At 61.6% G+C, this 17,734-nt stretch carries 15 protein-coding genes; 6 read left to right on the top strand and 9 right to left on the bottom strand.

All coding sequences use genetic code 11. The features are described from left to right. The first annotated feature begins 43 nt into the window (after positions 1-43). Together cysE and ASR47_RS16525 are read left to right on the top strand one after the other, a co-directional pair. Complete coding sequence (cysE, locus tag ASR47_RS16530; protein ID WP_065308868.1) at positions 44-793, top strand: serine O-acetyltransferase; 750 nt, start codon at positions 44-46, stop codon at positions 791-793. 16 nt (positions 794-809) lie between these two features. Next, the gene (locus ASR47_RS16525; RefSeq protein ID WP_065308867.1) at positions 810-1,502 is read left to right on the top strand and encodes a YceH family protein; all 693 of its coding nucleotides are present in this window, start codon (positions 810-812) and stop codon (positions 1,500-1,502) included. Positions 1,503-1,507: 5 nt separating this feature from the next. Here ASR47_RS16525 and ASR47_RS26550 read toward each other — a convergent pair whose 3' ends face one another. From ASR47_RS26550 to ASR47_RS16485, 9 genes are all read right to left on the bottom strand, one after another. Continuing rightward, positions 1,508-3,118, bottom strand: coding sequence for a type VI lipase adapter Tla3 domain-containing protein (locus ASR47_RS26550; RefSeq protein ID WP_171898970.1), 1,611 nt, complete (start codon positions 3,116-3,118; stop codon positions 1,508-1,510). A 44-nt stretch (positions 3,119-3,162) separates the two neighbouring features. Next, positions 3,163-3,969, bottom strand: coding sequence for an effector protein Tle3 domain-containing protein (locus ASR47_RS26545; RefSeq protein ID WP_425402737.1), 807 nt, complete (start codon positions 3,967-3,969; stop codon positions 3,163-3,165). After that, positions 3,948-5,495 (bottom strand): T6SS effector phospholipase Tle3 domain-containing protein, encoded by a 1,548-nt coding sequence (locus tag ASR47_RS27955; RefSeq protein ID WP_065308865.1) that lies wholly within the window; start codon positions 5,493-5,495, stop codon positions 3,948-3,950. Before ASR47_RS27955 ends, ASR47_RS26545 begins: the two co-directional genes overlap by 22 nt. A 128-nt stretch (positions 5,496-5,623) precedes the next feature. Continuing rightward, a complete protein-coding gene (locus tag ASR47_RS16510; RefSeq protein ID WP_082988976.1) occupies positions 5,624-7,780 on the bottom strand; it encodes an amidohydrolase family protein in 2,157 nt (718 codons plus the stop codon). A gap of 396 nt (positions 7,781-8,176) precedes the next feature. Further along, entirely contained in the window at positions 8,177-9,325 is a 1,149-nt protein-coding gene (locus tag ASR47_RS16505; RefSeq protein ID WP_065308863.1) for a GGDEF domain-containing protein, read from the bottom strand. Between the two features lie 210 nt (positions 9,326-9,535). After that, a complete protein-coding gene (locus ASR47_RS16500; RefSeq protein ID WP_065308862.1) occupies positions 9,536-10,432 on the bottom strand; it encodes a DUF72 domain-containing protein in 897 nt (298 codons plus the stop codon). Positions 10,433-10,501: 69 nt separating this feature from the next. Then, a complete protein-coding gene (locus tag ASR47_RS16495) occupies positions 10,502-11,257 on the bottom strand; it encodes a UDP-2,3-diacylglucosamine diphosphatase (RefSeq protein WP_065308861.1) in 756 nt (251 codons plus the stop codon). Positions 11,258-11,344: 87 nt separating this feature from the next. Further along, positions 11,345-11,836, bottom strand: a complete 492-nt coding sequence (locus ASR47_RS16490; protein WP_065308860.1) for a peptidylprolyl isomerase — start codon at positions 11,834-11,836, stop codon at positions 11,345-11,347. 78 nt (positions 11,837-11,914) lie between these two features. After that, on the bottom strand, positions 11,915-12,541 hold the full coding sequence (locus ASR47_RS16485; protein WP_171898968.1) for a peptidylprolyl isomerase: 627 nt from the start codon (positions 12,539-12,541) through the stop codon (positions 11,915-11,917). 277 nt (positions 12,542-12,818) lie between these two features. On the opposite strand from ASR47_RS16485, the gene cysS reads away from it, so the two are divergent. The 4 genes from cysS (at position 12,819) to tilS (ending at position 17,594) form a co-directional block, all read left to right on the top strand. Beyond that, positions 12,819-14,216, top strand: a complete 1,398-nt coding sequence (gene cysS / locus ASR47_RS16480; protein ID WP_065308859.1) for a cysteine--tRNA ligase — start codon at positions 12,819-12,821, stop codon at positions 14,214-14,216. Beyond that, a complete protein-coding gene (locus tag ASR47_RS16475; protein WP_065308938.1) occupies positions 14,216-14,917 on the top strand; it encodes a DNA-3-methyladenine glycosylase family protein in 702 nt (233 codons plus the stop codon). The genes cysS and ASR47_RS16475 overlap by 1 nt, the downstream gene beginning before the upstream one ends. Positions 14,918-14,990: 73 nt before the next feature. Further along, positions 14,991-15,965 (top strand): acetyl-CoA carboxylase carboxyltransferase subunit alpha, encoded by a 975-nt coding sequence (locus ASR47_RS16470; RefSeq protein ID WP_065308858.1) that lies wholly within the window; start codon positions 14,991-14,993, stop codon positions 15,963-15,965. A 210-nt stretch (positions 15,966-16,175) separates the two neighbouring features. Beyond that, on the top strand, positions 16,176-17,594 hold the full coding sequence (tilS, locus tag ASR47_RS16465) for a tRNA lysidine(34) synthetase TilS (RefSeq protein WP_065308857.1): 1,419 nt from the start codon (positions 16,176-16,178) through the stop codon (positions 17,592-17,594). The last annotated feature ends 140 nt before the right edge of the window (positions 17,595-17,734 follow it).

The following is a 17,734-nucleotide window of genomic DNA, read 5'->3' as shown; positions in this document are numbered from 1 at the left end:
ACGCTACCATTTGCACCCTGTCACCTTATTCGAACCATGTCCCATGTTCCACCACCTGCGCGAAGACATCAACAGCATCATCGAACGTGACCCGGCCGCCCGCAATGGCTGGGAGGTGCTGACCTGTTATGCGGGCCTGCACGCCATCGTCATGCACGGCTGGGCGCACTGGTGCTGGAGCCGCCACATGAAGTGGCTGGGCCGCTTTATCTCGTATATCGGGCGCATTATCACCGGCATCGAAATCCATCCCGGCGCCGTCATCGGCCGGCGCGTCTTCATCGACCATGGTTTCGGCGTGGTGATCGGCGAGACGGCCGTGGTCGGCGACGACTGCACCATCTACCAGGGCGTGACCCTGGGCGGCACCTCGCTGCATACGGGCAGCAAGCGCCATCCCACCCTTGAGCGCGGCGTGATCGTCGGCGCCGGCGCCCAGGTGCTGGGCAGCTTCACGGTGGGCGCCTACGCCAAGGTCGGCTCGAACGCGGTGCTGTTGAAACCGGTGCCGTCGGGCGCGACGGCCGTCGGCAACCCGGCGCATATCGTGCAGAAAGACCTCAACACCCTGCGCGAAGGCAGCACCGCCCATCTGTTCGCCGCCTATGGCGTCACGCCCAACGGCGACGATCCGCTGTCGAAAGCGCTGCAGGGCCTGATCACGCACGCCGTGGCGCAGGAGCAGCGCATCGAAACCATCCTGGAGACCCTGAAGCGTGCCGGCATTTGCTGCCAGGGCGTGCCCGAGTGTGATAAATTGGACACGGAACAGATGAACAAGCTGGTGGACTAGTGAAAGAGGATGACGCATGAGTACTGATGCAAGCGCAGCAAGCAACGATAATCCCAACCTGCTCGACCCGTTCGAGATCCGCGTACTGGCCGTACTGGCCGAAAAGGAAGCACTGACGCCGGACAGCTACCCGCTGTCGCTCAATGCCCTGACCAACGGCTGCAACCAGCTGTCCAGCCGCGACCCCGTGATGGCCTTGTCCGAAGACACCGTCTACGACGTGCTGCAGCGCCTGATGCAGCGCAAGTTCGTCAACGGCATCACCCAGGCCGGCGCCCGCGTCGCCAAATACGAACACCGCATGCGCATCAAATGGTCGCTGGAACAGGACAAGCTGGCCATCCTGGCGATATTGATGCTGCGCGGCCTGCAAACGGCTGGTGAAATCCGCAGCCGCAGCGGCCGCGTGCATGAATTCAAGTCCGTCGCCGAGGTCGAATCCGGCCTGCAATTTTTGATCGACAAATACCCGCCGCTGGTGGCCAAGCTGGCCGTCGCCCCCGGCGCCAAGGAACCGCGCTACGGCCACCTGCTCGGTGGCGCCGAAGCGCTGGCGCAAATCGAGACGGCGGCAGGCTACGCCGGCGCCGTCAGCGCGCCGCAGCAGGGCAGCAGGGTGGCCCAGCTGGAACAGGAAGTGCTGCAGCTGCGCAGCGACTTCGACGGGCTGGCGGCGCAGTTCGAGGCGTTCAGAAAGCAGTTCGAATAAACGGTTCAATTCGGCGGATAATTGGCCGGATCGATGGCCGGCGTGCCATGGTGGGCAAACACGTCGCCGCCGTTCGGGTGCTTCTGTGTGCGGCGCTTTTCCTCTGACGGCGGGCTGACCAGCACGATAGACGCTTCCTGCGGGTTGCGCAGGTTGACCGCCGCGCTGACGCCGCCATCGCGGTAGCTGCCCATCACGCCGATCGCCATCTGCACGAATAGCGTTGCCGCTCCCGTATTGCCCAGGCGCCGGTCGGTGTCGATCCATTGCCCCGGATTGCCGCTGTCGAGTTCGGTGCCGCCATCTTCCACGTGCTTCATCAAGGTCGTGTGCAGCGTGATTAATTGTTGCGTATCGCCGCCGGTGGCCGCCACCAGGCGTGCCGGCGCCGACGGCCGTTCGGCTTCGGGCAGGGTACGCAGCGCTTCCTGCCAGCCCGCCTGCAAGGCGCGTTCGCGCTGGTCGCGGCGCATCAATGGCTTGCCGTGCTCGTCCACCATTTTGACGAATGTAGGGCGGTGGATAAAGCCCAGGGTGGGCAGGCGGTCCAGCTGCGCCAGTTGCTCCTTGTTGAACGGCACGGGAAACCATGGTGTCGGCTGCCAGTCCTTGGGCGGATGATAGTTTCGGCCATGCAGCTTGTAGAGCAGGCTGAAGTTGCCGGTGCCGCGAATATCGGTGCGGCGGGCGAACTGGGCGGCGACGGGCAGCCATTCTTCGATGGTGGGTACGCGTCCGACGGGAGAGTCTGGCTCTTGCTTGGGAACCTTGCGTGTCAACTCGTCATGCGCCACATACAGCCGCCGCGCCACGCCGTAATTGTTCAGGTCATCGACACTGTCCTCGGGCGGGGCATCGTCAAACGCAAACTTGCGCACCGCATCGATGCGCTCGCGCCGGGCCAGCACGAACAGGGCGGAGGCGTCGGGCATTTCGGGGATGTAATAGCCGTTCCTTAATAGCCCCGGAGTGTCGGGAAGACGGTTGCTATCGCGTGACTCCATGCCATCGTGCGAATTCAAGACAATGTATGGCACATCGGGATGAGCATCAAAGAATGCAAACACCTCTTCCAGAATCCTGTCTGGATACTCATCAAAACGCCTGCTGGCAGCTGCAAACAAATGCCAGTGCATGCCGGAGGAGCTGGCACTCCCGGACAATCCTGATCTGGGTGAATAGGGACTGTCCTGCATGTCGGGATCGGCAATCGGACCTTCAGCGTTAAATACGGGTACAGCGAAATACATGGGCGTATTGACTGCACCATTTTCTAGTGTGTCTCCAGCCCGACCGCCGCTGATGCCTGCTTTTTCAAGACTATTCCAAGGGTACTTTTTTTCATCCTGCTCGCGAATGCTGGAACAGGCGTGACCTTTTTGAAGAGCATCCCACAATTTTCCTTGCCTATATTTGTCCAGGGTAACACCCAGGCCGATCACCTCCAGCACATATTCGCGTTTGGCTGATTCGCTGACATTCATCTGTTGCTCGAGCTGCTTTGTGGCAGCCAAGGGTTTCTGCGGATTAAACCACCGTATGCCAATCAAGCTTGCAGCAACGATAGGGGGTAGCAGGAGTAGCCATTGAAGATACTTTGCTGGGTTGCTGGTCATTGATTGCTCCTTTAAGCCTGGCAAGCGGGTGTACAAGATGGTCTTCATTTGGGTATGTCGTCGCTGGCACGGTGGACGGCGGGTATGACAGAAGATTGTGTTCGCCTTCCATTGACTGTTTCGCACACAACAGTCGATGGCATTCCAGAGAACAATGAAGGAACACAAGCGGGCAGTTCTCCAGAACTGTAATACCTTGCATTACCAAAGATGACGGCCTTGCGTTCTGCCGGTTCAGCGGACCAATATGGGGAAAAATTTTTCGTGAAGGTATCCCATCGTAATATTGATGGACGAGGAATCTGGTCGTTGGTCTTGAGGCGCCAGTCGGCTACCGCACATAGGTATTCATAAAACCTCGGATCACTGCTCGCCTTGCCCCCACCGATGGCCACGTCATACGCCGTGACATGCCGGTGATTTTCCGCATTGCCGATAATCGCGCCGTGAAAGGACTTGGGGCTGACCTCATGCTGCCAGCGCTTGCGTGCCTCGTTCGGGGTTTCCTCGCGCACGATATATAGGCGGTCGCCGCCTCCCGGATAGCGGCTGATGCGTAGCAGCCTGCACTGGTCTTCCACAGGCTTGTTCAGGTTCCAGGCCTGCTGTACCTGATGATGCGGGCCGGAACCAAAGAAGCCATTGCCTTCGCCGGGAATCCGGTGTGTCACAGCTCGCGGATCGGCAACGACTTCCTGCGGAAGTTGCCGCAGTCCCTTGCTGCTGGTAATGGCAATCGCCGCGTCGATCGGGTCGACCTCTTCGCAAGGGCCTTGCTCCTTGCGCGGCAGCGTGGCCTGGCTGGAGGTGGCGGGGAACTGGCCGGGGGCTATTTCACCGCCATCGAGCACGGCCGCTTTCGGTACGGGCAGCGCTTCGCCGTTGATGGTGCGCAGGCCCTCACGCCGGCCCGCTTCGCTTGAAAAGATGTTCCATCTGTTCGGCTGACCGGTGGCCACCGTGCCTCGTCGTGGCTGGCGCGATGGCCGCGGTTGGCGCCGGCCACATGGGCGTGGTCGTCCTCGCCGTCCAGGCGCAGGGCGAAATCGTGCGGCGGCAGGCCAACCAGCACCGGGCCGGTGGTTTTTTTCGCCGGGTCGAGGCGCTGTTTGCCGGTAAACACGCGCTGGTAAAATCCCGCGCCCAGCTCGTGCAAAGGCTGGCGCTGCTGATACTCCTTTTCCCAGTAGGTGGGGCCGTCGCCCCAGATGCTTTTTTCCGTCTTGCCTTTCGCCGTCGACAGGCGGTGGCCATCCAGGTGATCGGGTACGCCCTGCCAGCCGATGCCCTGCATATTGTCCAGCGCGACCGTCATGTCTTCGGGGCAGAAGTACAGATACACCTTGCCGCGATTGTCGCGGTCCGCTTCGGCTTTCCACTGTGTGCCCGCCATGCCGTGGCACAAGGTGTGGTCCTTGAGCTGATCGAAGGCGGGGTGGGCGTGTTTCCTGGCGACCACTGCCTGCACGATCTGCACCAGGGTCTGCAGCCGCGCATGGAAGGTCTGGCGGTTGTTGATGGCGTCATATTGGCCTGCCATCGCCGCGTCCTCGCCACCGCCAAAGATGCGGCTCAGTTCGATGGTGCCGAAAAACATGCTGGTCTCTTCCACCAGGCTGTAGGGCGGATGAGTGAGGATCAGGGTGTCGGCCGGCCGCTTGCCTTCGTCCATCAGGAAAGCTTGCGCCAGCAGCGAAATCAGGCAGCCCTGGCTATGGGCGACGATGGAGACGACATCGTCCTGGTCGTAGTCGCGGATCATGGCGACCAGGGCCGCCAGGCGTTTGGCGGCCAGCACCATGTACATGCGGCCCGGCGCCGTCATCAGGGGCCGTACCGGGTCGCCACCCACGTCGATCGGCGAATGCAGGCCCTTGTTCCACATGTCGGGCAGGGTATTGGTGGCGTTGCCGAAGGGCCCGCCATTTTTCGACATGTCCTTGTCGAGCCGGTTGCCATGGCGGTCGGTGTTCTGGCCGTTGACGACCTTGGCCGCATTGCCGCGCTCCCGGTAGCCCCAGTAAAACGGAATCACCGGGCTGTTGGTGGTTTCAAGCAACTGGCGCTTGAAGAACACCGCGTCCGGGTCCGGCTCCACCATGTCCTTGTCGTCCGGCAGCGGCAGGCGGTAGGTCGCCGGGCGCAAGATGGGCTGGCGGCTGTCGCTTGCGCCATGCATGCGCGCGTCCAGGCCCTGGCACAGGCCTTTTTCGACCGCGCCAAAGCTGGTGCCGACGTCGTTTACGCCATGGATCACGATCACATTGCCGGGCAGCTCGCGCCGCACGCGCACGCGCACCAGCTGTTCGGGCGCACGGCCGCATTGCAGCAGCGCCTGCTCGCTGCCGGTCACATAGGGAATCTTCGGATATGCCATCGCCGCTCCTGTGGTTCATGCTGCTGGGAAACACAGTGTAGGGCGATGGCGGGTGTTGTCAGCGGCCGATTGGCGCTTGTTTGTGCTGGCGCAAAAGGGTATTTATCTTGCCGCCAGCCGGGCCGCAATTACTGCGCGGTCGGAAAGTAGTCGACCGGTGCGCCGTCCAGATAGGTGCCGATCACCTTGATGGCGCTGATCTTGCTCGGGTCCAGCAGCGCGGCTTCGTAGTCCTGCCTGGCCAGGCGCACGAAGTCCGCCTTCTTTCCGGCCTTGATCGAGCCGATGCGGTTGAACAGCTGGTGCTGCCTGGCCGGCACCACGGTGATGGCGCGCAGGGCATCGTGAAACGAGATGCCTTGCTGGCCGGGCATGGTAATGGCCTGCGACTTGCCGGCCGTGCCCAGGTTGGGGTAGACCCAGGTCTGGCGAGTCACAGCCTGCTCGGCCAGCCAGAGCGGAACCGTGGGCGATACCGGTCCATCGCTGTGCAGCGAAAATGGGATTTTGTTGTCATGCAGCGAGCGTGCCGCATCGAGTTGCGCCGCACGGCCCTGAGCATCGGAAGCGCTGTTCTGGTCCTCCTTGGGCACGCCGTCGAGGATGGTCTGGAAGGCGGCGCCCCAGTAGGCAACATGACCGATCAGGAAGCTGGCGCTCAGATCGATATTCTTGCTGCGGATGTCCATCAGCCGCTTGACTTCGGGCGGAACCGACTGGCCTGGCGCACTGCCGTTGCCATCGACCGTGAAGTGAATCAGGGTATGCATTTTGGTGCAGGCGCCCGCTGTTGATGTGGCGCAACTGGCGCCCAGTTTGCTGATCGCCGCCATGGTGTTCTGGATGGCGTGGTCGCCATTGGTATGGACGTTGACATACCAGCCCTGGTCCCAGAACGGCCGCAAATTGTTCACAATCTCGTCTGTCTGGTAATTGATGTGTCCCTGTTTGGCGTCGCCGCACAGTCCGTTCTGGTCATACGGCTTGGTCAATGCGGCGGAGCATCCCTGCGTCGAACCATCGGCCCACAGCTTGACGCCTTGTATGCCGAAGCGCTGCCCGGCATGCGCCCAGATGTCGCGCCCCATGCCGATGAGTACGGAGCTTTGCTGCTGAGTATTGCTGTCATCAGTGGCGTTCCACGCCAGCAAGGTCACCGCGCGCAATGGCGCGCGCAGCGTCTTCCGTTTCGGGTCTTTCCACGTGTAAGTCAACAGCGCTTTGAGGTTCGCCACTTCGTTCATGCTCAAGGCGCCGCCGTTGACGAAGGTCGTGATGCCCGCCCTGGCGGCGGCATTGGCAAGCGGCATGGCGGCAAGAACAAACTGGTCCGGGGTTTCGTTGAGCAGGATTTGCGTCTTGGGCATGGCTTGTTGCATCGCGGCGATGAACGCAGTGTAGGCGCCCGGTTCCAGCAGGCGTCCCGTGTAATTGCATACATCAGGCGTCTTGGTACAAGCGTAGGCATATAGGGCGGAAGTGTCTGTCGGCTGATACCGGGAGGATGTGATTTGTTTCGCGCTGACACCCGGGCACTGCTCCTTGCTGCTGCAATTGGCGGCCAATGCCGTCTGCAGTGCCAGCTGGTTGACGTAAGCGATATGCCCGGATTGATCGAGCAGGAACAGGGGCGCCGATCCGTCATCCTTGAAGTTGCGCGCAAAATAGGCGGCCGGCGCGTTGATGAAATCCATGGTCTGCTGCTGCGTGCCGCCCTGGACAGTCGTCATGCGTGACGGGTCGATGCCGTTACCGACGATCCACTTGCCCTTCCTGCTGCTCTTGTCGGCATACACCATCTTTACCGCGTCGTTGATATACAGGGGACATAGCGCAGACGAGTTCGGTGCCGTGCCGGTATAGGTCTGGCGGGTTTCAAATTTGGCGGGCCAGCAAGGCGAGATATCGGTGATCTGTTTCATCTGCGTCATCACGGCCAGATGGGCATGCGGTTCGATAAAACCCGGCATCAGGATATCGCCGTTCAGGTCGATGGTATTGCTGACCTGATCGATCTGGTGCTCGCGCAGCCAGCTTGCCATGCCGGCATCGGTGTCGATGGCGAGGATGTCGCCGTTGCGCACCAGCACCTGTCCGGCGCGCGGCACACTGCTGCCGTTTTCCATGTCGACGATATTGGCATTCTTGAACAGCGTGTAATTGCCGGGCATGACGGGCGCGGCCTGGGACGCCGGGCACAGCAGGGCGCCGGTAACGGCCAGTATCGCGGTACGGCGCCGCGCCAGCCCGGGCAAGCGGGGAAACAGAGGGAAAATGGAGTGCATGAAAGACCCTTCAAATGGATGCGCCAGGACCCGCGAGGCAAGGCCTGCGTGACGGAACGCGAAACGGACATCGAATGGAGAATGACTACAGCGGCATGCCGCCGCTGCGCTCGCCGGACCGGCGGGAAATATCCATGCTCAGCAAGCCCGAGAGTTGACTTGAAGCATAGCATTTCCAATTGGAAATTACTTATTTAGTAATTATTTTTGATAATTATTTTTTGCTGTTGTGGTGTATCTGATAATTGCACTGCCAGGCGACGAGAGGCCGCTAGCGTTCGCCCATCGACGATGGCGCTTGAAGCAGATCGCATCCGAGGCCGGCTCCAGCTTGCCATCTGGCTGTGGCGCAAGCTTCTTTGCTTGCTGCAGTCAAGCTGGAAACGCCGCCTGGCATCAGGCGGCCCGCACCACCCGCACGCTGTTGCGCCCGTCGCGCTTGGACGCGTACAAGGCGGCGTCGCCCAGTTCCAGCAACGCCTCCAGGCCTGCTGGCGGCTGCTCGAACAGCGTGCCGCCCATGCTCAGCGTCACTGCCTTGGGCGTGGCAAATGCCTGCTGCGCCATCTGTCCGAACATGCTGCGCAGGGCATTCCCCAGCGTCACCACGCTTTCGCTGCTGGCTTCGCGCAGCAGGATCACGAACTCATCCCCGCCCAGCCTGGCGGCAAGCGCGCCCTGTGGCAGCGTGTTGCAGATCATTTCACTGAGGGCCACCAGCAATTTGTCGCCGGCGCTATGGCCGTGCAGGTCGTTGACCTGCTTGAAGTTGTCGATATCGATCAGCAGCAGGGCGCCGGGACTGTGCGGCGAAGCCTGTGCCAGCAGGCCGGGCGCGCGCTGCTCCAGGGCGCGGCGGTTGTACAGGGCCGTGAGCGGATCGCGCGCAGCCAGCTGCTCGATGCGCTCTTCGCGGCGGTGGCGCTCCGTGCCAGTCATGGACAAGGCGATCAGCATGATCGCCATGGCGCCTTCCACCAGGGAAATCTGGATCACCTCGCCACGGAAGGCAGCCAGGTCGACGAAGGTATCGAGCGCAACGATCGATGCGGCCTTGGCAAAGTAAAACAAGCCATGCAGCAGCAGCACGTAGCGCAGCTGCACCGCGCCCACACTCAGTGACACGCCATGGGGGCGCAGCAGGAAGCTGGCGCGCAGGCTGATACCGGCAATGAGCAGTGATTGCACCACGAACATCACCCTGGACCACCAGGCTCCGCCCGGCAGCAGCAGCACGGCCAGCCAGGCAAGGGCAAGCAGGGTCCACGCGCGCGACAGTCGCACGTCCGTGAACCTGGCCACGCCAACCAGGAACAGCCAGTGGGCGGCGATCAGCAAGCCGTTGGCAAACCAGATTCCGATCAGCAAGTAGCCGCTGGTGCGCAGCAGCGCCAGGACGCAGCCGACAGTGATGACGGCGAACCCCGCGCTCCAGAACAGCAGCGATTTTTCCCGCACGCTGCGCCACTCCACGGCCAGGTAAAGTGAGGCGGAGGCGGCCAGCGCGGTCGAGAGGACGAGGATGGTGGAGGGATCGAGTGCCATGAATCAGGAGGGGCGTGAGATTGCTCGGATAAAAACGGTAAACGGAGGGACGCCATTTTAGCGCTCTTCAAGACAAGTGTAGCCCATCTTTATTGACCACAAGTATCAAACTGGAGACAATGCATCACCCGCTGGCCATGGCGCAGCGCGAGGGCGTCAGGGTGGCAAGGGCGGGCTGCACGTCTGGCTCGTGCACGGCGCGCGGATATGTTACCGCTCCCCCATAGCCTCCGAAAACGTCTTGGCAATTGGCTTGGTCAGGTAACGCAGCACGGTCTTGCGGCCCGTATTGATTTCCGCCGTTGCCGTCATGCCGGGCTGGCTCGGAATCGTCTCGCCGTTCTTGCCCGTCGGATTGCGCCCGCTGGTCTTGATCTGGACGCGATAGGACGCCTGAAGTCGCTGTTGCAAGTCCAGCGCATTGAGCAGCGCCGCCCCCGACGCCGTATTGTCGAAGATGCACCAGCTGCCGTTTGCCGCCTGCGTGCGCAGTTCGGTGGCTAGAGAGGAGAGAAAGTCGGCAGCGTAATCCGAGTAATAGATCTTCGGGCTGCCGTGCAGGCGGATATACGCCACTTCGGTGGTCGGCACATGCGGCCCCGGCTGGCCAGCCGGCGGATCGGCCCGTACCCGCGTGATGTGTGAGGCACGCAGCAGGGCGGTGGCGGCGTCGCCGAACCAGCTCGCGTGGCGCGCTTCAAAGGCCAGCATGCCATTGAAATGGTCGCGCAGTTGCCTGAAAAAATCGTCGGCCAGGGCGGATTCAAAACGCAGGCTGGGCGGCAGTTGCACCAGCACGCAGCCCAGCTTGTCTTTCAGCTCGCCCGCTTCGCTGGCGAAACGTTTCAGTTCTGCCGCGTAATGCTTCAGGCGCAGCTCGTGCGTGATGGTGCGCGGCAGCTTGACGCTGAAGCGAAAATCATCGGGCACGCTGTCGGCCCAGCGCGCATACGTGGTGGGTTGATGCGGCCGGTAGAAAGAGGTATTGATCTCGGCGCAGTTGAACACCCGGCCATAGCGCGCAAGATGGCTGCCTTCGCCGGGGAAGTTGGCGGAGGCCGCGCTGGAGATGCCCCAGCCGGCGGTGCCGATATGGAGTGTGGACATGCCGCCATTACAGCAGACGCGGCTGGTCCTGCCTGTCAGACGATGCCGCGTGGCGGCGTCGGCAAACGGCTAGTCGATGATGGCGCCGTCCAGGCCGTGGCGCGTGATGAGGCCATGGCCGTCGATGGCGATCCAGCCGCCGCGCACTGGCTCGCCCGGCTGTACATCGCATTCCCAGTCCGGCAACACGTAGCGCAAGGTGCCATCGACTTCATGCAGGGCAGGGCGGTGCGTGTGACCGTGGATCATGATGGTGCTGGCCTGTTCGGCAAATACCTGCGCCACCGCGTCTGGCGTGACATCCATGATTTCCATCGATTTTTCGCCGTTCTGCTTGCGGCTGTTCTTGCGCAGGCCGTCGATGATGGCCTTGCGCTGCGCCAGCGGCATGGCCAGGAACTGCCGCTGCCAGGCCGGCTGGCGCACCATGGCGCGAAATTCCATATAGGCCACGTCTTTCGTGCATTCGGCGTCGCCATGCAGCAGCACGATGCGCTGGCCGGCAATCGTCGTCACATGCGGTTCGCTGAGCAAGGTGGCGCCGGCAGCAAAGGCAAAGCCGGAGCCAACCAGGAAGTCGCGGTTGCCGGCAATCCAGTAGACGTGTACGCCGGCGTCGCTGACGGCGCGGATCGCCGCGGTCATGCGTGCGTTGAACGGGTCTTCCAGGTCATCGTCGCCGGCCCAGTATTCGAACAGGTCGCCCAGCAAATACAGGGCGTGGGCGTGTTGTGCATGGTGCTCGAGAAAGGAAAGAAAGGCGGCGCTGGTGCGCGGGTGCGCGCTTTGCAGATGCAGGTCGGAAATAAAAAGTGCGGCAGGCATTGTCATCGTTCAACGCTCCCCTGATCAAGATTATGCATGGAAGCAAGAAAAACGTGGCAATGCCTGTGATTCATGATGCTTTGCGGATTATGCTGCTTCGACTTTTTCGATAATGACATCGGTGGTCGGTACATCGGCAAACATGCCGGCGCGCGTGGTTTTCACGGCGCGGATGGCGTCGACCACTTCTTTGCCGTCGGTAACTTTACCGAACACGGCGTAGCCCCAGCCGTCCTGGCCCGGGTAGTCGAGGAAGCTGTTGTTCTTGATGTTGATGAAGAACTGGGCCGAGGCCGAATGCGGGTCCGAGGTACGGGCCATGGCCAGGGTGTAGGGGTCGTTTTTCAGGCCGTTCTTGGCTTCGTTTTCGACAGTTTTGTCGGCCGGCTTTTGTTTCATGCCGGGTTCGAAGCCGCCGCCCTGGATCATGAAGCCGTCGATCACGCGGTGGAAAATCGTGTTGTTGTAGTGGCCGGCTTCCATGTATGCCAGGAAGTTGGCAACCGTTTTCGGCGCTTTTTCAGCGTCCAGTTCAGCGGTGATCTTGCCCAGGTTGGTGGTGATGATTACGGAAGTCATGATAGTCCTTTTGTTTGGATGAAATATTTCGTGCCCTGGCTGGCCAGGCAGGCAAGCCAGGGCGGCAAAAACGCTATTTTACAGTTTTGCGGGCGCTTGTTTGAGCACGGTGGCCGATTCGATCACCACCGGCGTGACGGGCACGTTCTGGTGCGGCCCCTTGTCGGCCACCGGCACGGCCTTGATCTTGTCGACCACGTCCATGCCACTGACGACCTTGCCGAACACGGTGTAGCCGAAACCGTCACGGCCCGGATAGTCGAGCGCGCCATTGTTGCTGACGTTGATGAAGAACTGCGAGGTGGCCGAATGCGGGTCGCCGGTGCGCGCCATGGCGATGCTGTAGGTCACGTTCTGCAAACCGTTTTGCGCTTCGTTCTGGATCGCCGGCTTGGTGGCCTTCTGCTTCATGTTCTTGTCGAAGCCGCCACCCTGTATCATGAAGCCGTCGATGACGCGGTGAAAGATGGTGCCCTTGTAGTAGCCGCTGTTAACATACTGCAAAAAGTTCGCCACGCTCTTCGGCGCTTTTTGCTGGTCCAGTTCCAGCACGATCTCGCCCATATTGGTTTTCAGGGTCACGTGCGGGGTCGGATCGGGCGCCGCCGCCGGGGCGGCCACGACGGCGCTGCCCAGGGCAAGGCCGGCGAACAGCGTGAAAATACGGGCCAGGAAGGGCCGGCGCGGAGATTTCGTTTCTTGCATAAGTTGTCCTTGATCGTTATTTTTCTTCAAACTTGCTTGAATTGTAAAGAAACAAAAGAAGTGTTGAACTTCGTAAAAACCTGATTCATATCGGGCCAGTATGGTTTTTATCAATGTTATACTTGCCCGATAACGCCCAATTCTAACAAACAAGAACAACAATACAGCGGCTAGTCCAGTCTCGGCGCACACGGCGGTTCAGTGGCGCGGCACCCACGGTGTCCGCGCCTGTCTGTCGTGTTTCCCGGGCTGGCTGCCGCTCCAACAGTAAAGCACGATGAGCGAACTCAAGATTTACAACACCCTGGCACGCGAAAAGCAGGTCTTCGTTCCGATGGAAGCGGGCAAGGTCCGCATGTATGTTTGCGGCATGACCATCTACGACTATTGTCATATCGGCCATGCGCGCATGATGATGGCGTTCGACGTGATCTACCGCTGGCTGAAAGCCTCGGGGCTGGATGTGACCTATGTGCGCAATATTACGGACATCGACGACAAGATCATCCGCCGCGCGGTGGAAAACGGCGAAACCATCTCGCAGCTGACCACGCGCTTTACGCAGTACATGGACGAGGACACGGCCGCGCTGGGCATCCTGACGCCCGACCACGTGCCGCGCGCCACCGAATACGTGCCGCACATGCTGCGCCTGATCGAGCAGCTGGAAGCGAACAACCTGGCCTACCAGGGCGACGACGGCGACGTCAATTACGCCGTGCGCAACTTTCCCGGCTACGGCAAACTGTCGGGCAAGTCGCTCGACGACCTGCGCGCCGGCGAACGCGTTGACGTGAATACCGGCAAGCGCGATCCGCTCGACTTCGTGCTGTGGAAGTCGTCCAAGGAATCGGAACCCGACGAAGTCAAATGGGAGTCGAAATGGGGCCGTGGCCGCCCGGGCTGGCATATCGAGTGCTCGGCCATGGCCTGTGCCTTGCTGGGTGAACAGTTCGACATCCACGGCGGCGGCGCCGACCTGCAGTTCCCGCACCATGAAAACGAGATCGCCCAGTCCGAAGGCGCGTTTGGACACACCAGCGTCAACTACTGGATCCATAACGGCTTCGTGCGGCTGGACAATGAAAAAATGTCCAAGTCACTGGGCAACTTCTTTACCATCCGCGAAGTGCTGCAAAAGTTCGACGCCGAAGTGATCCGCTTCTTTATCCTGCGCGCGCACTATCGCAGTCCGCTCAATTATTCCGACGTGCACCTGGACGACGCGCGCCTGGCGCTGACGCGGCTGTACACGGCGCTGGCCGACGTTGCCGTGGAAGAGGGCGCGATCGACTGGAGCGAAGCCCATGCCGTGCGTTTCAGTGATGCAATGGACGACGACTTCAATACGCCGCTGGCGGTGGCCGCCCTGTTCGACCTGGCCACGGAAGTAAACAAGAGCAAGTCGCCGGCGCTGGCGCGGCAGTTGAAGGGCCTGGCAGGCGTATTGGGCTTGCTCGAACGCACACCGCAGCAATTCCTGCAAGCGACCGTCGGTACGGCCGCCGGCGGCAATGACGAGACGGCCACCATCGAGCACGCGATTGCTGCGCGCAGCGCCGCGAAAAAGGCGCGCGACTTTGCCGAGTCCGACAAGATCCGCGCCGAATTGCTTGCCGCCGGCATTATCCTGGAAGACAAGCCGGACGGCTCGACCAACTGGCGCCGCGCATGATGTCCAACACCAGGGACAACGGGGACGCCGTGGCGCCGGCGCAAGTGATACAGGTGCCGTCCTACTGGGAAGAGGCGAAGATCGAGCTGATGAAGCGCGACCGCATCATGAAAAAGCTGATCCCGCAATTTGGCGACCTGCACCTGGTCGGCCATAGCGACCCGTTTACCACCCTGGCCCGCTCGCTGGTGGGCCAGCAGATCACGCCCAAGGCCGCCGACCTGGCCTGGAAGAAGCTGCTGCTGGCCTGTCCGAAATGCACGCCCTCGCAGGTATTGAAAGCAGGTGCCGAGCAATTGTCGGCCTGTGGCTTGTCCAAGCGCAAGACCGAATATTTGCTGGACCTGGCCGACCACTTCAAGGCCAAGCGTGTGCACGCCAGCCAGTGGGGCGAGATGGATGACGAAGCCGTCATCGCCGAGCTGGTGCAGATCCGCGGCATCGGCCGCTGGACGGCCGAGATGTTCCTGATTTTTAATCTGTTGCGCCCGAATGTGCTGCCGCTCGATGACCCCGGCTTGATCCAGGGCATCAGTGTCAATTACTTTTCCGGCGAACCTGTTTCCCGCAGCGATGCGCGCGAGGTATCGGCCAATTGGGAACCGTGGCGCACCGTGGCGACCTGGTATTTATGGCGCAGTCTTGACCCTGCGGCCGCCTCCGTGGCCACTCCTGCCAGCGATACAGGCCCCCGCACCTGAGCCGGTACGGTAAAATAACCATCAATAACGCCGCGCGCCATGGCGACGCGGCTGGTAAAACCCTGGAGGTACAATGACTAAAACGACTTTCCTCAATTTTGAACAGCCGATCGCGGAACTCGATTCCAAGATCGAAGAGTTGCGCTTCGTGCAAGACGATTCGGCCGTCGACATCTCGGAAGAGATCGACCGCCTGGCCAAGAAGAGCCAGCAGCTGACCAAGGATATCTACGCCAAGCTGACGCCCTGGCAAGTGGCGCAGATCGCGCGCCACCCGCAGCGCCCTTACACCATGGACTACGTGAACGAAATCTTTACCGATTTCCACGAACTGCATGGCGACCGCAGCTACGCGGACGACCTCTCCGTCGTCGGCGGCCTGGCCCGCTTCAACGGCCAGCCCTGCATGGTCATCGGCCACCAGAAGGGCCGCGACACCAAAGAGCGCGCCATGCGCAACTTCGGCATGCCGAAACCGGAAGGCTACCGCAAGGCCATGCGCCTGATGAAGGTCGCTGAAAAGTTCAACCTGCCGATCTTCACCTTTGTCGACACGCCAGGCGCCTTCCCCGGCATCGACGCCGAAGAGCGCGGCCAGTCCGAAGCCATCGGCCACAATCTGTACGTGATGGCCGAACTGAAAGTGCCGCTGATCGCCACCATCATCGGCGAAGGCGGCTCCGGCGGCGCGCTGGCCATTGCCGTCGGCGACGCCGTGCTGATGCTGCAATACTCGACCTACGCCGTGATCTCGCCGGAAGGCTGCGCCTCCATCCTGTGGAAGAGCGCCGAGCGCGCCGCCGACGCGGCCGAAGCGCTGGGCCTGACGGCGCACCGCCTGAAAGCCATGGGCCTGATCGACAAGATCATCAACGAACCACTGGGCGGCGCCCACCGCGATCCGAAACAGATGGCCACCTTGCTCAAGCGCGCCCTGGCCGACACCCTGCGCCAGTTCCACGGCATGAAAACCAAGGACCTGCTGGCCGCGCGCCATGAAAAGCTGCTGAGCTATGGCAAGTTCAAGGAAACCACGCCGAGCGAGTAAGCCGGTCGGAGCAGGTCGGAGCAGGTCGGAGCAGGTCGGAGTAGGTCGGATTAGCGGGGCCGCCGAGGCGCAGCGTAATCCGACATGACGCAATCCGACATGACGTAATCCGACATGACAGTAGACATGACAGTAAAAACACCAGGGACAGGCAGGTAGCCGAACATCTTCGACTACCTGCCTGTCCCTCTTTGCATTCCCGGAACCCATATGAAAAAGCAACAAACCGCCAGCGTCGCCGACATCTTCGCCCGCGCCTTGCAAGCCTGCGCGCCGCAAGCCGGCCAAGTGATCGGCATCGCCCTCAGCGGTGGTCTCGATTCCTCGGCCCTGCTGCACCTGGCCCATGCCTGGTCGAAAGAAGAGGGCGTGGCCTTGCGCGCCTTCCACGTCCATCATGGCCTGAGCCCGAACGCCGACGCCTGGCTGGCGCACTGCGAACAGTTGTGCGCCAGCCTCGACGTGCCGTTCGAGGCTGCCCGCGTCGCCATCGAGATCAACCCGAAGACGGGAACGGAAGAGGCGGCTCGCAAGCGCCGCTACGCCGCCCTGGGCGCCCTCTGCGCGCAACACGGCGTGCAGCTGCTGCTGACCGCCCATCACCAGGACGACCAGGCCGAAACCGTGCTGCTGCAATTGCTGCGCGGCTCGGGCACGGCCGGCCTGTCGGGCATGGATGGCGCCAACAGCGCGCCCGAACTGCTGGCCAATCCCGATCTGGTGATGGCGCGCCCGCTGCTGCCGGTATCGCGCAAGCAGTTGGAAAGCTATGTCGAAAAACATGCGATTTCTCACATCCACGACGAATCGAACGACGATGCGCGCTTTGCACGCAATGCCCTGCGGCATCAGGTGATGCCGGTGCTGGCGCAGGCCTTTCCCGGCTTCCAGGAGCGCTTTGCGCGCAGCGCCCAGCACGCGCAGTCGGCGCAGCGGCTGCTGACGGAACTGGCGACGCAGGATCTGGCCAACTGCCTCGATGGCGACTGCATCGAACTGGCCAGATTGCGCGAGGTAAGCGTCGACCGCTGCTACAACCTGCTGCGCCACTGGTTCGGCACGCGCGGCCTGCGCATGCCGTCGACGGCCTGGCTGGCGGAAATGCTGGCGCAGTTATTGGAAGCGCGGCCCGATGCGCAGTTGCTGGTGACGCACCCCGAATGCCATGTGCGGCGCCACCGCGACCGGCTGTACCTGACGCCGAAGCTCGAAGACCTGGCCGGCATGCGCGAGCGTGATGACGCGAATATTGCGGGCCTGGAAAAGGCCGGCCAGCAGTTTCAGTGGCAGGGCGAAGCGGACCTGGCGTTCCCCGCGTATGGCGGCGTGCTGCATTTCGACCAGGCAGAAGAGGATGGGCAGGGCATCGATAGCGCCTGGCTCAAGTCGCAGCTGCTGACGATCGATTTCCGCCAGGGTGGCGAGCGCCTGAAGCTGGCCTTGAATCGCCCTACCAAGAGCCTGAAATACCATTACCAGGCCTTTGACGTGCCCGCCTGGGAGCGCGAACGGCTGCCGCTTGTCTGTGCGGCGCAACAATTGCTGTATGCGGCCGGCATCGGCCTCGATTGCCACTGCCTCGGTTCGGGAGATGCGCCACGCGTGACCTTGCGCTGGGTCGCTGGCTGAGCGGCCTGCCATGCGGTGTGGGCTGGCGCGCACACTGCATGGATCGGTTATTTCCATATGCGTAATCGGTATGAGCTAATGCGCTTAATAGCTTGTTATTTTGCATTGCGGCATGTAGAGTAAAGCCCTCTTTTTTATTC

It is taken from the genome of Janthinobacterium psychrotolerans, from assembly GCF_001677885.1.
In the GTDB taxonomy this organism is placed as follows: domain Bacteria; phylum Pseudomonadota; class Gammaproteobacteria; order Burkholderiales; family Burkholderiaceae_D; genus Janthinobacterium; species Janthinobacterium psychrotolerans.
Note: the sequence above shows the minus strand (reverse complement) of the source record. Positions and strands in the feature narration are given on the sequence as shown.

Coding starts and splice junctions, on each gene's coding strand:
- cysE (WP_065308868.1), top strand. CDS start 44: ATGTTCCACCACCTGCGCGAAGACATCAACAGCATCATCGAACGTGAC.
- ASR47_RS16525 (WP_065308867.1), top strand. CDS start 810: ATGAGTACTGATGCAAGCGCAGCAAGCAACGATAATCCCAACCTGCTC.
- ASR47_RS26550 (WP_171898970.1), bottom strand. CDS start 3,118: ATGACCAGCAACCCAGCAAAGTATCTTCAATGGCTACTCCTGCTACCC.
- ASR47_RS27955 (WP_065308865.1), bottom strand. CDS start 5,495: ATGGCATATCCGAAGATTCCCTATGTGACCGGCAGCGAGCAGGCGCTG.
- ASR47_RS16510 (WP_082988976.1), bottom strand. CDS start 7,780: ATGCACTCCATTTTCCCTCTGTTTCCCCGCTTGCCCGGGCTGGCGCGG.
- ASR47_RS16505 (WP_065308863.1), bottom strand. CDS start 9,325: ATGGCACTCGATCCCTCCACCATCCTCGTCCTCTCGACCGCGCTGGCC.
- ASR47_RS16500 (WP_065308862.1), bottom strand. CDS start 10,432: ATGTCCACACTCCATATCGGCACCGCCGGCTGGGGCATCTCCAGCGCG.
- ASR47_RS16495 (WP_065308861.1), bottom strand. CDS start 11,257: ATGCCTGCCGCACTTTTTATTTCCGACCTGCATCTGCAAAGCGCGCAC.
- ASR47_RS16490 (WP_065308860.1), bottom strand. CDS start 11,836: ATGACTTCCGTAATCATCACCACCAACCTGGGCAAGATCACCGCTGAA.
- ASR47_RS16485 (WP_171898968.1), bottom strand. CDS start 12,541: ATGCAAGAAACGAAATCTCCGCGCCGGCCCTTCCTGGCCCGTATTTTC.
- cysS (WP_065308859.1), top strand. CDS start 12,819: ATGAGCGAACTCAAGATTTACAACACCCTGGCACGCGAAAAGCAGGTC.
- ASR47_RS16475 (WP_065308938.1), top strand. CDS start 14,216: ATGTCCAACACCAGGGACAACGGGGACGCCGTGGCGCCGGCGCAAGTG.
- ASR47_RS16470 (WP_065308858.1), top strand. CDS start 14,991: ATGACTAAAACGACTTTCCTCAATTTTGAACAGCCGATCGCGGAACTC.
- tilS (WP_065308857.1), top strand. CDS start 16,176: ATGAAAAAGCAACAAACCGCCAGCGTCGCCGACATCTTCGCCCGCGCC.